Genomic DNA, 14,290 nt, shown 5'->3' with positions numbered 1-14,290 from the left:
TGCGCGGCTGCTGGATCAGCCCGCGCGGCGGTGCTGCGCCATCGAAACCGCCGTATCGATCGCGGCGATCAGACTGCCCGCGTCGGCACGGCCGGTACCGGCCAGATCGAGTGCGGTGCCGTGATCGACCGAGGTACGAATGATCGGCAGGCCGAGCGTGATGTTGATGCCCTCGCCGAAGGTCGCATATTTCAACACCGGCAGCCCCTGGTCGTGGAACATGGCCAGTACGCAGTCGGCTTGCTCCAGATAACGCGGCTGGAACAAGGTGTCCGCCGGGTAGGGGCCGGGCGCGTCGATGCCTTGCGCGTTCGCCAGCTTCAGTGCCGGAGAAATCACCTCGATTTCCTCGCGGCCCAGATAGCCGTTTTCGCCTGCGTGCGGGTTCAAACCCGTCACGAGAATACGCGGCGCGGGCAAGCCAAAGTGGTGGCGCAAATCGTGATCGATGATGCGCAAGGTCTCGACGATACCTTCGACCGTCAGCGCGGCGGAGACGTCTTTGAGCGGCAGGTGCGTGGTAGCGAGCGCAACGCGCAACGGGCGCTTGCCGGTGCCGGCCAGCATCATCACCACGCGCGGCGTATGCGTGCGTTCGGCCAGATATTCCGTGTGGCCGGTGAACGGCACGCCAGCGTCGTTGATGGTGCTTTTTTGCAGCGGCGCGGTAACGATCGCGTCGAACGTGCCGGCCACGGCGCCGTCGATCGCCCTGTCGAGCAGATCGAGCACGTAGCGGCCATTGGCGGCGTTCAGCTTGCCAGCCAGCGCAGGCGTGCCGAGCGGCCGATGCTGCACCCGCACGCGCTTGCCGTCAGCCAGCAGCGCGGCCCAATCGACACCCACCGCGCGCGCGCGGTCCGCCAGCAAGTCCGCATCGCCCAGCACGGTGAACTGTGCGTGAGGCCAATGCGCCGCCGCCCCCGCCAGCGCCTGCGCGGTCAGCTCGGGGCCGACGCCGGCGGGCTCGCCGGTCGTGATCGCGATCTGCAACGGAAGGCTGGTAGGCTGCGCGGCGGTTGTCATGGTGTTTATTGCATGCTCGCCACAGACGGCTTCACTTCCACGTAGGCGGTGTCGCGCAGTTCGCGCAGCCAGTCGGCGTAGGCCTGTTCCGCCTTGCGCTGACCGATCGCCTGACGCGCCAGATCCATCTGCTGCGAAACCGAGCCTTCCGATTCGCGGCGGCCCAGCACCTGAATCAGGTGGTAACCGTATTCGCTGCGCACCGGGTCGCTGATCTGACCGTCCTGCAAACTGTTCATGGCGCGCTCGAACTCCGGCACCGTCTCGCCCGGGCTGATCCAGCCGAGGTCGCCGCCTTGCGACGACGAACCGTCTTGCGAGTAGGTATGGGCGAACTTCGCGAAGTCGCCGCCCGCGGCGATCTCGTTCTTGATTTCGAGCAGCTTCTGACGCGCTTGCGGCTCGGACATACCGTCGCCGACGCGCAGCAGAATGTGGCGAACGTGCGTTTGCACGAGCTTCGGCGCATCGGAGCTGGTGCCCTGGCCGGCACGGCGATCGACCAGGCGCACGATTTCGAAACCGTCGTTGGTGCGGATCAGATCCGGATTGACCTCGCCCGGGCGCAGCGCCGAAGCGGCCTTGACGAACTCAGGCGGCAGCTTGGACGGCGTCACGAAACCCGTGTCGCCGCCTTTCGACGCATCCGCTGCCTGCGAATTCGACTTCGCCAGCTTTTCGAAGTTGGCGCCGCCCCTGGCTTCGGCCAACAGCGCCTGAGCCTTTTTCTGCGCGGTTTCGATGTCGGTTTCCGAGGCATTCAGCGGCGCCTTCACGAAGATGTGCTGAAGGTGCAGATCGCTCGCGAGGCCGGCGTTCGGGCCGCGCTGGCTGGCGATGTAGTTCGCGACCTCGGCGTCCGACACCGTGACCTTGCTGTCCACTTCCTTCTCACGCAGACGCGAGAGCGTGAGCTCGGTGCGCGCGTCTTTGGTGAAGGTGGCCCAAGGCACGCCTTGCGCCTCGATACGCGAGCGATACATGTCGAGCGACATGTTGTTCGCCTGCGCGAGCCGCTCGAGCGTTTTCTGCACGGCGGCGTCGTCGATATTGATGTTGTCTTCCTTGGCCTTCTGCAGCTGGATGCGCTCCAGCACCATCTGGTTGAGCACCTGCTGGCGCAACTGGTCCATCGGAGGCACCGGCGCGTTCTGCTGGTTCAGCCGGCGGGTGATCAGGCCGATGCGATCGTCGAGCTCGCGCCGTGTGATGACACCGTTGTTGACCACTGCGGCGATGGTGTCGACCGTCTGGCCGCTATTGCCGGACGACAGTGCCTGCGCCTGAACGGGCACAGCCGACAGGAACGACGCTGCGGCGACAAGACCGGCCGCAAGTGTTGCCAAGCGAAGCTTTTTCATGATTGCCACAGATACTCCAATGATGTCGGGCGCGCCTGGCCCGTCTTTTCGCATGCAATAAATGATCGGGCGAGCGTCATTCGTAATTGGTGAAACGCGCTTCCGGCGGCGGCGGCGGCGGCAACGGGGTGTAGCCCGCCACGCCGGCGCGGAACGCCGGAATCAGCCCGTTGTCGACGGTCGACAAGCCTTTGAGCGTCAGCTGCGCGAGAAACCGCGTGCTCGACTGATTCTGCCCCGACGTATTCAGACCGTTCGCATAGCGCTGGATCCCGGCACCGAGCGTCCAGCAGTCGGCGTCGTATTGCAGTCCGATCAGGCCGTCGACAATCCGATGCCCACCCAGGTCGTAATTGAAACGGCCCACCCCGTACACGTGGTGCGACAGCGGCCACTGCCCCGAGATCAGCACCTGATTGATCGGCGTGTTGTCCAGCGTGGTGTTCGCGCGCGTATAGCGATATGCGACGTTGATCACCTTGCCGGAGGCCGGGCTGAAGCCGAAGCCGACGCTCGTCTTCACCAACTGGTTGTTGTCGGCATTATATTGGAACGCCGTTTCCGAAGCGAAACCGGCGCCGAGCTTGAGCGACGCCCCCAGGATCAGGTCCGAATGCGTGGCCTGCGCGCTGGTCTGGTTCGGCGTCAGCGTGACGCGCTGATCCTGGAAGTAATACTGCTGCGCGATCACGAAGCGCGCGCGTTCGTCACCCGTTGCCGGGTTGATGAAGCGCGTGGTGATGGCCGCGGTCAGACGGTTCGCGTCGGCGATCCGGTCGTTGCCGACGAACGTGTTCGGCGTGAAGATTTCCGCGAGCCCGAAGTCGGACTCGGCCGTATCGAACAGCGGCGCGAACGCCTGGTTGCGGTACGGCGTGTAGACGTAGTAAATCCGCGGTTCCAGCGTCTGGATGTAATCCTGGCCGAAGAGCCGCACCGAACGGTCGAAAATCAGCCCGGTGTCGAAGCTGAACGTCGGGATCGATTCGGTGAAATTCTTCGGCGTGCCGACCGGCACGTCGCTGCTGATGTTGTTCAGGTTGTACGACGCGAGGTGCAACTGCACCTTCGGCGTCACGAAGTAACCGGGCCCGACCGCCGAATACGACAGGTACGGGTTGAACATCACCCGCTGGCCCTGGGTCAGGTCCGCGGTGGTGATGCGGAAGTTCGTGTAGTCGGCTTCCGCGCCGTAGTCGAAACCGCCGACGTTGTACTTCGCGTACTTCACGTTCAACTGCGGCTCGCGGCCGTACGGCGCGATGGAAGGCGTCAGCGTCTGCCAGTGCTGTTCGCGCGCGAGGACCGACCACGGGCCATTGTTATAGGTCAACCCTGCTTCCTGTTGATACAGGAGCTGGGTGCCGTTCATGAACTGACTGACCGACGACGACAGGTCTTCCGGATACGTATTGTCCGAGACCTTGTTGTAGTAGATGTAACCGCCGAACCCGTTGCCGAAGTTCTGGTTGTGCTGGATATACAGCGCGTAGCGGTTGGTGTGGGTCAGGTGGTCGTCCGGCAGGTATTCGCCGGTGATCGAGCCCGAATACGTGGGCGACAGATAACGGAAGTTCGCCTGCAACTGCACGCCGCGCTTCGAGATCAGACGCGGCGTGAGCGTCAGATCGCGATTCGGCGCGATGTTGAAGTAGTACGGCAACGACAGTTCGAAGCCGTTCGACGAACTCAGTGAGAACGTGGGCGGCAGAATGCCGCTGCGCCGCTCACCCGACAACGGGAACGACATCCACGGCGAAGCGAAGATCGGTACGCCCTGGAAAAACAGCACGCTGTTGTACACGACGCCTTCGTCCGCGCCGGTATCGAAATCGAACTCGGTGCCCTTGAGATACCAGGCCGGGTTGTCCGTGCACGAGCAAGCCGTGTAGGTACCCTTCGTGAACACCGAGCGCTCGCTGTCGAGCAGGTCGACGCGCTCCGCGCTGCCCGAGCCGCCCGTCACGTTGAAGTGGTACTTCGGCGCCGACATGTAGCCTTCGCTCGAGTCCACCCGCATATGCGCTTCCGGACCGGCGAAGACAGCGCCGTTGTTGTTCAGGTGAACCCGGCCATAGGCATCGGCCATGTCCGTGTCCTGATCGTAGTGCAGCGCGTCGGCCTTGATCACGAAGGTGTTACGCCGCACCTCGGCCGAGCCTTTGGCGGCCAGGTCCTGATCGGTGGTGCCGCTCGTCGTGTCGCCGAGCACGAAAGTGGCCGGCTTCTGGCCGGCCTGCAACGAATGTTCTTCAAGCTGCGGGGCGAGTTGCATGCCCCATGGCGCGTCGATAGGCTGCGGCTGCGCGGCTTCCCCCACCAGCTGGGCGTGCGCGAGCGCGGGCATCAGGCCCGGAACGGCGATCAACGCCGCTACGAGCCGCCTTTTGCGCGGCACTACGGCACAAGAGGGAGTCGTTTGGGAAAGCTGTCTAGGCGGCATGTATCGTTTGGCGAATCGGCCCGTCCGTCAGCTTCTGCAGTCACGATCCACCGCCTGCACACCCCGACCGTGACAGTCGGCTGCACATCAATATTTACAATCTGTCGAACGATGAGGCGGGCGGTAAAGCGGAACACGCGAAAGCCGGCGTGAGTCGCGTCAAAAAAGTCGTGGGGTATTATATGGCAAGACGTTGCCCCTCTGAATTTGCCGCCGGTTTTCATGACGCTGCCCCATTCCAAAGACTCCACAGATACCCGCCTCGAACTGCTCGAGGCCTGGCTGAAAGCCCACGCGGCAAGCTATGCGCTCGAACTCGACACGCTGGCCCCGGCTTCTTCCGACGCCAGTTTTCGCCGCTATTTCCGGCTTGCCGGTAAGGCGGCGCAAGGCGAAAGCGCCGGCACCCTGATCGCCGTCGACGCCCCGCCGCCCGAAAAGTGCCGCGAATTTGTGCAGGTCGCGCAGTTGCTCGAGGCCGCCAACGTGCATGTGCCGCGCGTGCTGGAGGTCGACTTCGACGCCGGCTTCATGCTGGTCACCGATCTGGGCACCGATTCGTACCTCGGCGCGCTGACCGAGGCACAAAGCGCGGATGACCCCCGCCGTGCCCGCTCGCTGATGCGCGACGCGCTCGACGCGCTGATCCGCTGGCAGCTCACCTCGCGTGAAGGCGTGCTGCCGCCGTTCGACGAAGCCTTCCTGCGCCGCGAGATGGAATTGATGCCGGAGTGGTTCCTCGGCCGCCATCTGAGCCGTGAGGTCGACGAAAAGACCCGCGGGGTCCTCGATCGCACCTTCGCGCTGTTGATCGCGAGCGCGCGGGCGCAGCCGCAGGTGTTCATGTTGCGCGATTTCATGCCGCGCAATCTGATGATCGCCGCCGCGCCCAACCCCGTGAATCCCGGCGTGCTGGATTTCCAGGACGCGGTGTATGGCCCGATCACCTACGACGTCGCCTCGTTGCTGCGCGACGCCTTCCTCGGCTGGGACGAAGAATTCGAGCTGGATTGCTTCGTGTACTACTGGGAGCGCGCAAAAAAGGCCGGCCTGCCGGTCGATCCGGATTTCGGCGAGTTCTACCGTCAGCTCGAATGGATGGGGCTGCAACGGCACATCAAGGTGCTGGGACTGTTCTGCCGGATCAACTATCGCGACGGCAAACCGCACTACATGAAAGATCTGCCGCGTTTCATCGGTTATGCCCGCAAGGTTGCCGAACGCTATGCACCGCTGCGTCCGTTCGCGAAGCTGCTCGACGATCTCGAAGGCCGCGCGAATGAAGTCGGCTACACGTTCTGACCGATGACGATGTCTCTGAAGAAAGCCATGATTTTCGCCGCCGGGCGCGGCGAGCGCATGCGTCCGTTGACCGACGCGTGCCCCAAGCCTTTGCTCGAAGTGGGCGGCAAGCCGTTGATCGTGTGGCAGATCGAGCGCCTCGCGCGCGCCGGCTTCCGAACCATTGTGATCAACCACGCGTGGCTCGGCGAGCGGATCGAAGCCGCGCTCGGTGACGGTTCGCGCTGGGGCGTGCAACTGCGCTACTCGGCCGAGCATGAAGCGCTGGAGACGGCGGGCGGTATCGCGCAGGCGCTGCCGCTGCTGGAGGACGACGGCGCGAGCGAGGTGTTCGCCGCAATCGCCGGCGACGTGTACGCCGATTTCGACTACGCCACGTTGAATGCGCATGCCGGCGCACTAAAGGCGCTGCCCGAGCCGGGCATGCATCTGGTGATGGTGCCCAATCCGGCGTTTCATCCGCAGGGCGATTTTGCGCTGGTCGACGGCTTGCTGTCGCTCGACGCGCAACCACACCTGACGTTCGGCAGCATCGGTCTGTACGACACGCGCATGTTTCGCGATCTGCCGCGCGGCACGCGGCGCGCGCTCACGCCGTACTACCGCGAGACGATTGCGCGCGGTCTCGCGAGCGGGGAGTTGTATGAGGGCTTGTGGGAAAACGTCGGCACACCGGCGCAGCTGGAAGCGTTGGATCAGCACCTGAGCGCACGCTAAATAAAGCAGGCAAACGCGGCGCACGCCGCCGCCTGCTCACCGTCCGCTTTCCCCCTCCCCGACTGTTTCCGCCGACTCCGGCGTCTCACCGGCACGCTGCTGCTGCAACGCCCACATCTGCGCGAACAACCCGTTCGCACTCAGCAATTCAGCATGCGTGCCGCGCTCGACAATGCGCCCCTTGTCCATCACGATGATCTGCTGCGCGTGCACCACCGTCGACAACCGGTGCGCGATGATCAGCGTCGTGCGCTCGCGGGCGATCTGATCGAGCTCATGTTGGATCGCGCGCTCCGAGCGTGAGTCGAGGGCTGAAGTTGCTTCGTCGAACAGCAGGATGGGCGGATTCTTGAGGATGGTCCGCGCAATCGCGACGCGCTGCTTTTCCCCGCCGGACAACTTCAGACCGCGCTCGCCGACCGGCGTCTCGTAGCCCTTCGGCAGTCCTTCGATAAAGTCGTGAATATGCGCCGCGCGCGCCGCCGCGATCACTTCCTCGCGCGTGGCCGACGGACGGCCATAAGCAATGTTGTAGTAGATCGAATCGTTGAACAGCACCGTATCCTGCGGCACGATACCGATCGAAGCGCGCAGCGAATCCTGCGTGACGTCGCGAATATCCTGCCCGTCGATGGTGATCGCACCGCCCGTTGCGCGATCCAGATCGTAGAAACGGAACATCAGCCGCGCGAGCGTCGATTTGCCCGAGCCGCTATGGCCGACCACCGCCGTGGTGCTGCCCGCCGGAATCGTGAAACTCACGTCGTGCAGAATCTGCCGCGCCGGCTCATACGAGAAGTTCACGTGTTCGAAGCGCACCTGCGCTCCGGCCACCCGCAACGCCGGCGCCTCCGGCACGTCCGGCACCTCCCGAGTCGCGCCAAGCAGCGTGAACATGCGGTCCATATCGGTGAGGCTCTGCTTCAATTCCCGATACACGACGCCCAGAAAATTCAGCGGTATATAGAGCTGCAGCATGAAGGTGTTGATCAGCACCAGATCGCCGAGCGTGAGGCGCCCGGCCATCACGCCTTCGGTCGCGCGCCACAGGATGAACACAAGACCCGTGCCGATGATCGCCTGCTGCCCGAAGTTCAGCGCCGACAACGAGCGCTGCGATTTGATCGCGGCCGTGCGATAGCGTTTGAGGTTTTCGTCGTAACGCTGCGCTTCCCACTCTTCGTTGCCGAAGTACTTCACCGTCTCGTAGTTGAGCAGCGAATCGATCGCACGCGAATTCGCCTTCGAATCGAGATCGTTCATCGTGCGGCGAAAATGCGTGCGCCATTCGGTGACTTTCACGGTGAATACGATGTACGCGGCGAGCGCGATAAACGTGACGATCGCGTAATACGCCTCGTACTTGATGAGAAAAAAGCCGAGCACGAGACCGACTTCGACAAGCGTGGGCAGGATGCTGTAGAGCGAATACGAAATCAGCTGTGTGATGCCGCGCGTGCCGCGTTCGATATCGCGCGACATGCCACCCGTCTGCCGATCGAGATGAAAGCGCAGCGACAGCGCATGCAAATGGCGGAACACTTTCAGCGCAAGCTGCCGCACCGCGCTTTCGGTCACCTTCGCAAACAGGATCTCGCGCAGCTCGGTAAACAACGAGGTGGACAGCCGCACCACGGCATAGGCGACCACCATCAGACCAACGCCGCCCAGCAGCACAATGCCAGGCGAATCGTGCGCACGGCCGAGGGCGGTCAGATGCTTCACCGAGGAGAGGCCGTCGATGATCCGTTTCATCACGATCGGCACGCCGAGGTTGGCGACCTTCGCGCCGATCAGGCAGCTCAGCGCGAAGCCGACCCGCCATTTATAGGTGGCGAGGTAAGGCAGCAGCGAGAGGATCGTCTGCCAGTCATTGCGCGGCTGGGTCGAGATCGGGGAAGGTTCGGACGAGGGCGTACGGCGCATGGGATCGGCTGGGGAGAGTATGGAAACGACGGAGTTCGCAGCGGCGCGCCGACCGGCAGCGCGCAAACCCGGCACTCTGCTTGATGTCGCGCGACCCGGCTGGGCGCTTTCCCGTACAATTCCTGATCTCTCTATTGTCGCAGAAGCTGGCTGGCGCCGCTTTTCATGGGCTGTGCGGCGGCCGGCTGTACTGTGCAGTGCAGTTGTCGTGAAATCCCCCGCCTGCCTGTCGAGCCGACCGAGCCATTACGAAATTCAAGGGTGCCCCGATGACTAACCTCCTTCAACTTCCGCAAAAGCATTGCGCGCTGCGCGTCGTGCCGCAGCCGTCGGACGCGAATGTCCATGGCGACGTGTTCGGCGGCTGGATCATGGCGCAAGTGGATATCGCCGGTTCGATCCCGGCAAGCCGCCGCGCCAACGGCCGGGTGGCGACCATCGCGGTCAACTCGTTCGTCTTCAAGCAGCCGGTGTTCGTCGGCGATCTGTTGAGCTTTTATGCGGACATCGTCAAGACCGGCAATACATCGGTCACCGTGGCGGTCGAGGTCTACGCACAGCGTATGAGCCTGACCGAAGACGTCGTGAAGGTCACCGAAGCAACCCTGACCTACGTCGCAACCGATAGCGACCGGCGCCCGCGCGCGCTGCCGGTGCTGGAGTGAGCCTCGGCCATTGAACGAAAACGAGGCGCCTGGGCGCCTCGTTGAGCTTCATATGCCGTGCCTGTCAGGCCGCGGTTTCAGGCCGCACTTTCAAGCCTCATTGACCCGCCAGCATTCACACAGATCTCCAGCGCGAACACGGCAAGACCGTAACCTCCATCCGGTCCGCAGCCGCTTACTGGCTCGCCGCCGCGCCCGCCGCCGCCTTCTTCTGCGCGTTCTGCAAATTCGTCGGATAGTTCGGATCGTTGCGCGACGGGTTGTACCCGTTGCTCTCCAATTGCTTCAACTCTGCGTTTTTCTTCGCGCGTGCTTCCTTGCGGGCGGCCTTGCGTTGCGCCCTGGCGGCCGCCTTGGAGGCAGCCGACGGCTTGGCGGCATTGGTGGCATCGGCCGCCGGCGCGCTTGCGTCGGTTTGCGCGAACGCCGGTGCAACCGAAGCCACGCTCAGTACAACCGATGCCAGCAGCACAGCCCATTTCTTTGCAGGTGAAGAAGTCATTGTTCTCTCCAGTCGTATTGGAAGATATTCGACGGCGAAACGCCCTTGACGGAGTGCGAGCAGCGAAAGGCGGGCGCAACGCCACGTGAATCGATGCTTCGTGGTTCCCGAAGTCTGAAACGGGAATCCCGAATATATACGACTGTCACCCGAGCGCAAACCGGTAATCCCCCGCGAGTGGCGCCGCGTGGGGACCAATCGGCGCGCAATCTCACGCACCGCTTCAGGCACCACTGCGCAAATAGGCGCTGACCTGGGCATCGATCCACTGGGCGAAATGCGCCTGTTTTGCGTTCAGAATCTCGCGTTGCTGCCAGACCAGCCAGTACGGATAGCGATACGGCACGCAAATGTCCGTGATCTGCACCAGTTCGCCCCGCGCGAGCGCATGCGCGACGAGGCTGCGCCGTTCGAGCGCGACGCCCTGTCCAAGCAACACGGCACCGATCACGATGTTCGAATCGTTCGCCGACAACACCGCCGCTTCGGCGGCCGGTTCGCCCACCTGCGCGGCCTGGCACCAGTCGCTCCATGGTGCGTCAGGGCTCGATATCAGCGGACATGCGAGCACGTCCTCGGCCGTGCGTGGAAAACGGCCCTGCGGCCCGAGCGCGAAATGCGGCGCCGCGACCACCAGCATGTCGTCGTCGAATAGCTTTTGTTGCGCGACGTCGGGCCAATGTCCCTGCCCCATGCGAATCCCGATGTCACTCGTGCCCTGGCGGAAATCCTCGATCTGCAGGTTCGTCAGCAGGCGCACGCGATAGTACGGATGGGCCTCGCGGAAGCTCGCAAGACGCGGCATGAGCCAATGCTGCGCGAACGACGGCAAGGTCGCGATCACCAGTTCGCTTTCGTGCGGGCGCGCCTGCGCGCGGCGGGTTGCCTGGGTGATGTCGCGCAGCGCCGAGCGTATTTCGAGCGCGTAGAGCCGGCCGTCGTCGGTGAGCCGCAAGCCACGTGCTTCGCGCACGAACAGCGCGACGCCCATCGACTCTTCCAGCACCTTGATCTGCTGACTGACCGCCGAATGCGTGACGTGCAGCTCCCGCGCGGCCGGCGTGACGCCGCCGAGCCGGGCGACGGCTTCGAAGCAGCGTAAGGCGGTGAGCGGTGGAATGGGCTTCATGTAAGAAATTCTGACGTAAACCGTCGAATAATGTCGCTTTTTTTGCCATGAAAAGACAGTTAGGCTATGAGCCTTGTGCTCCATAAGCGCCGCCTGACAAGCAAATAGCCACATACCGCCCGCACGGGGCCGCCATATAGATCTTCTAACGGGATTGAGATGAAACTGATCGGAATGCTGGATTCGCCCTACGTGCGGCGCGTCGCCATCTGCCTGAAGTTGCTGAAGCTCGACTTCGAGCATCAGGCGATTTCCGTGTTCAGCACGTATGACGCGTTCGCGAAGATCAACCCGGTCGTGAAAGCGCCGACGCTGATCCTCGACAACGGCCAGAGCGTGATGGATTCGACCGTGATCTTGCAGTACGTCACCACGCTCGCCGCGCCAGATCAACGAATCTTCCCGACACAACCGGAACACTGTCTGCGCGCGGCGCGCCTGACGGGCCTCGCGCTGGCCGCTTCTGAAAAGACCGTGCAGATCGTCTATGAGCGCAATCTGCGTCCGGCGGAGAAGCAGCATGAACCGTGGGTCGAGCGGGTGACCGAGCAGTTGCATGCGGCTTACCGCGAACTCGAAGAGGAACTCGCGTCGGCACCGCTGCCGGTCGAACCGTACCATTTCGGTGCAGTAGACGTGACGGTGGCCGTCGCGTGGAACTTCACGCAGATGTACTTGCCGGAGATCGTCACCAAGGCAGCGCATCCCCACTTGCAGGCATTTTCCGAGGTGGCGGAACAACTGCCGGTTTTCCTCGACACGCCTGCCGTCTGAGTTATCCGCCGGGCAGACCGGATATCGATCAGCCAATGATGGTGCGGTACATCGCGTGCTGTTCCTGCAACCGTGCAGGAACAGCACGCCACGCACAGCGACCCAGCCACCGGTTCACACTTTCATTGGCGGCTGCACAGATCGAGACGCGCGTCGGCGGTCGTGGCCGCCGCCCGGCGCGTACGACTGCCGCGCAGCGCCTTGACGCCCGCATTGGTACCGATACACAGCAGCGTGCCGATCAACAGCACCGCGGCCACCCACGGCAACGAGACCGCGCCGTACCGGTCGATCGCAATGCCGCCGAACGCCCCACCGCCCGCGATCGCGAGATTCCAGGTCGTCACGATCATCGATTGCGCGACGTCGGCGCCCTCGCCCGCAGCCCGCGCCGACGCCGTTTGAAAGAGCGTGGCGGCGCCGCCGAACGCGAGCCCCCACGCCGCCACGCCGAGATAGACGACCGTCGGCAACTCGCTCGCCAGACCGAGCGCCACGACCGCCACGGCGAACAGCGCGACGCTGATCAGCGTCAGCCGGCGCAGATGCCGGTCCACCAGCACGCCGACGATCGCGATGCTCACGAGCGCCATCACGCCGAACACGAGTAACACGGCATCCACACGCTGCTGCAAATGCGCGAGCGCGAGGAACGGCGAGATATAGGTGTAAAGGATGTTGTGCGCGAGCACATAAGCGAACATCACCGCGAGTACCGCCTTGAGGCCGCGCGAGGCGAGCACGCCGCTCAAGGTCGTGCGCTGTCCGGCCGGCTGACCGGCGAAATCAGGCACCTGCCAGCGTACCCAGCCGAGCAGCACGGCCGTCAGCACGCTCATCGCGCCAAAGGTATAACGCCAGCCGATCGAAGCGCCCATCAGCGTTCCAAGCGGAATGCCCAGCGACAAGGCCAGCGGCACACCCGTCATCGCCACGGCAATGGCCCGCCCTTGCAGATGCGCCGGCGCCATGCGCGCCGCGTAACCGGCGAGCAGCGCCCACAACAGACCGGCCGACACGCCGGCAAAGAATCGCGCGACCAGTGTGAGCGTGTAGTTCGTCGACAGTGTCGTCACCGTATTGACGACGATGAAACCCGCGATCGCCATCAGCAGCAGCGGACGACGGCGCCAGCCGCGCGTCGCGATTGCGAGTGGAATCGCCGCCAGCAGCGACCCCGCCGCGTACACGGTGACGAGCTGCCCGATCAGCGCCGCCGACACCCCGAAGTCACCGCTCATTTCGCGCAGCAGACCGGCGGGCAACGCCTCGGTGAGGACGGTGATAAAACCGGCTGTGGCGAGCGCGAGCAAACCAGACAGCGGCAAGCGGTCGGCGGTTTGCGCAGACGGTGCCGATGACGTCGAGTGCGCGGCACGCGGTGCCGCACGGCGAGAAGACCGGGACGGCTCGGATAATTCGGACATGGCGGCTCCAACAAAGGGGGATACAGCCATCATACGAATCCGGCAACCGGAGAAAAACTGGGATAGAGTTCCTCGGTCTGCGGACATTTATGTCCGGAATCGGAGGCAACGGTGGAAAGTCTGAGCGGGTTCCTGGTATTCGTGCAGGTGGCCGAAACACGCAGCTTCGTCACCGCCGGGCGGCTGCTCGGCGTGTCGGCGTCGGCGGTCGGCAAGCGCATCGCGCGTCTCGAAGAACGGCTCGGCGTGCGGCTTTTTCATCGCAGCACGCGCAGCATCACGCTCACCACCGACGGCATGCAATTTCTCGAACGCAGCCGGCGCATCCTCGCCGAGATCGAAGCGGCGCAACTGGAAATGTCGCAAAGCGCCGGCTCGCCGCGCGGCCGCTTGCGCGTGAGTCTGCCGATGGTCGGTTCGCTGGTGCTGCCGGTGCTCGCCGATTTCATGGTGGCGTATCCGGAGATCGAACTGGATCTGGATTTCAGCGACCGCGTGGTCGACGTAATCGACGAAGGTTTCGACGTGGTTGTGCGCACCGGCGCCTTGGCGGATTCACGCCTCGCCGCGCGGCAAATTGGTTCGTTCGGCGTAGCGCTGGTCGGGGCACCGGCCTATTTTGCCCGGCACGGCACGCCGCAAAAGCCTGCCGATCTGGCGGATCATGTTTGTCTGCATTACCGCTATCCGACGAACGGCAAGCTGGAAGTCTGGCCGCTGCGGCGCGAAGCGGGTGAGCGCGAGGTGCGCTTGCCGATCTCGATGGTTTGCAACAACGTCGAAACGCGCGTGTGCTTCGCAATGCGCGGCTTGGGAATCGCCTGCATGCCGGATTTTTCGGTGCGGCAGGCGCTGAAAGACGGTGTGCTTTGCACCGTGCTCGACGACTACGTTGAGCGGGTGATCGATCTGAGCATCGTCTGGCCGGCCGGACGGAGCGTGCCGCCCCGCCTGCGAGTGTTCATCGATTTCATGGCCGCGCGGATTCTTGCGGACAACGAGCCGTCACGCTGAACAG

12 protein-coding genes are annotated in these 14,290 nt (G+C 63.7%); 5 read left to right on the top strand and 7 right to left on the bottom strand.

Annotation, left to right across the window (positions count from 1 at the left end; genetic code table 11):
- Positions 1-15: 15 nt before the first annotated feature.
- The 3 genes from pdxA to BCY88_RS28785 form a co-directional block, all read right to left on the bottom strand.
- On the bottom strand, positions 16-1,026 hold the full coding sequence (gene pdxA, locus BCY88_RS28795; protein WP_120347564.1) for a 4-hydroxythreonine-4-phosphate dehydrogenase PdxA: 1,011 nt from the start codon (positions 1,024-1,026) through the stop codon (positions 16-18).
- A 5-nt stretch (positions 1,027-1,031) separates the two neighbouring features.
- Entirely contained in the window at positions 1,032-2,396 is a 1,365-nt protein-coding gene (locus BCY88_RS28790; RefSeq protein WP_120347563.1) for a peptidylprolyl isomerase, read from the bottom strand.
- Positions 2,397-2,463: 67 nt separating this feature from the next.
- Entirely contained in the window at positions 2,464-4,830 is a 2,367-nt protein-coding gene (locus BCY88_RS28785; RefSeq protein WP_120347562.1) for an LPS-assembly protein LptD, read from the bottom strand.
- A 222-nt stretch (positions 4,831-5,052) separates the two neighbouring features.
- Between BCY88_RS28785 and BCY88_RS28780 the strand changes: the two genes are divergently transcribed.
- A complete protein-coding gene (locus tag BCY88_RS28780; RefSeq protein ID WP_120347561.1) occupies positions 5,053-6,132 on the top strand; it encodes an aminoglycoside phosphotransferase family protein in 1,080 nt (359 codons plus the stop codon).
- A 3-nt stretch (positions 6,133-6,135) separates the two neighbouring features.
- Positions 6,136-6,849 (top strand): N-acetylmuramate alpha-1-phosphate uridylyltransferase MurU, encoded by a 714-nt coding sequence (murU, locus tag BCY88_RS28775; protein WP_120347560.1) that lies wholly within the window; start codon positions 6,136-6,138, stop codon positions 6,847-6,849.
- 36 nt (positions 6,850-6,885) lie between these two features.
- On the opposite strand, the gene BCY88_RS28770 is transcribed toward murU, so the two are convergent.
- On the bottom strand, positions 6,886-8,775 hold the full coding sequence (locus BCY88_RS28770; RefSeq protein ID WP_120347559.1) for an ABCB family ABC transporter ATP-binding protein/permease: 1,890 nt from the start codon (positions 8,773-8,775) through the stop codon (positions 6,886-6,888).
- A gap of 269 nt (positions 8,776-9,044) precedes the next feature.
- Here BCY88_RS28770 and BCY88_RS28765 point away from each other — a divergent pair, with 269 nt between their 5' ends.
- Positions 9,045-9,440: an acyl-CoA thioesterase gene (locus tag BCY88_RS28765; RefSeq protein WP_120347558.1), complete on the top strand. Its 396-nt coding sequence runs from the start codon at positions 9,045-9,047 to the stop codon at positions 9,438-9,440.
- A gap of 175 nt (positions 9,441-9,615) precedes the next feature.
- Here the strand turns inward: BCY88_RS28765 and BCY88_RS28760 are convergent, their stop codons facing one another.
- Both BCY88_RS28760 and BCY88_RS28755 read right to left on the bottom strand, forming a co-directional pair.
- Entirely contained in the window at positions 9,616-9,942 is a 327-nt protein-coding gene (locus BCY88_RS28760; protein WP_120347557.1) for a DUF4148 domain-containing protein, read from the bottom strand.
- Positions 9,943-10,165: 223 nt separating this feature from the next.
- A complete protein-coding gene (locus tag BCY88_RS28755) occupies positions 10,166-11,071 on the bottom strand; it encodes a LysR substrate-binding domain-containing protein (RefSeq protein WP_120347556.1) in 906 nt (301 codons plus the stop codon).
- A 159-nt stretch (positions 11,072-11,230) separates the two neighbouring features.
- On the opposite strand from BCY88_RS28755, the gene BCY88_RS28750 reads away from it, so the two are divergent.
- The gene (locus tag BCY88_RS28750) at positions 11,231-11,845 is read left to right on the top strand and encodes a glutathione S-transferase (protein WP_120347555.1); all 615 of its coding nucleotides are present in this window, start codon (positions 11,231-11,233) and stop codon (positions 11,843-11,845) included.
- Between the two features lie 122 nt (positions 11,846-11,967).
- On the opposite strand, the gene BCY88_RS28745 is transcribed toward BCY88_RS28750, so the two are convergent.
- Positions 11,968-13,272: an MFS transporter gene (locus BCY88_RS28745; RefSeq protein ID WP_120347554.1), complete on the bottom strand. Its 1,305-nt coding sequence runs from the start codon at positions 13,270-13,272 to the stop codon at positions 11,968-11,970.
- Positions 13,273-13,383: 111 nt separating this feature from the next.
- Here BCY88_RS28745 and BCY88_RS28740 point away from each other — a divergent pair, with 111 nt between their 5' ends.
- Entirely contained in the window at positions 13,384-14,286 is a 903-nt protein-coding gene (locus BCY88_RS28740) for a LysR family transcriptional regulator (protein WP_120347553.1), read from the top strand.
- Positions 14,287-14,290: the final 4 nt, after the last annotated feature.

Source organism: Paraburkholderia fungorum, assembly GCF_003610895.1.
In the GTDB taxonomy this organism is placed as follows: Bacteria; Pseudomonadota; Gammaproteobacteria; order Burkholderiales; family Burkholderiaceae; genus Paraburkholderia; species Paraburkholderia fungorum_B.
This window is presented reverse-complemented; position numbering and strand designations above follow the sequence as displayed.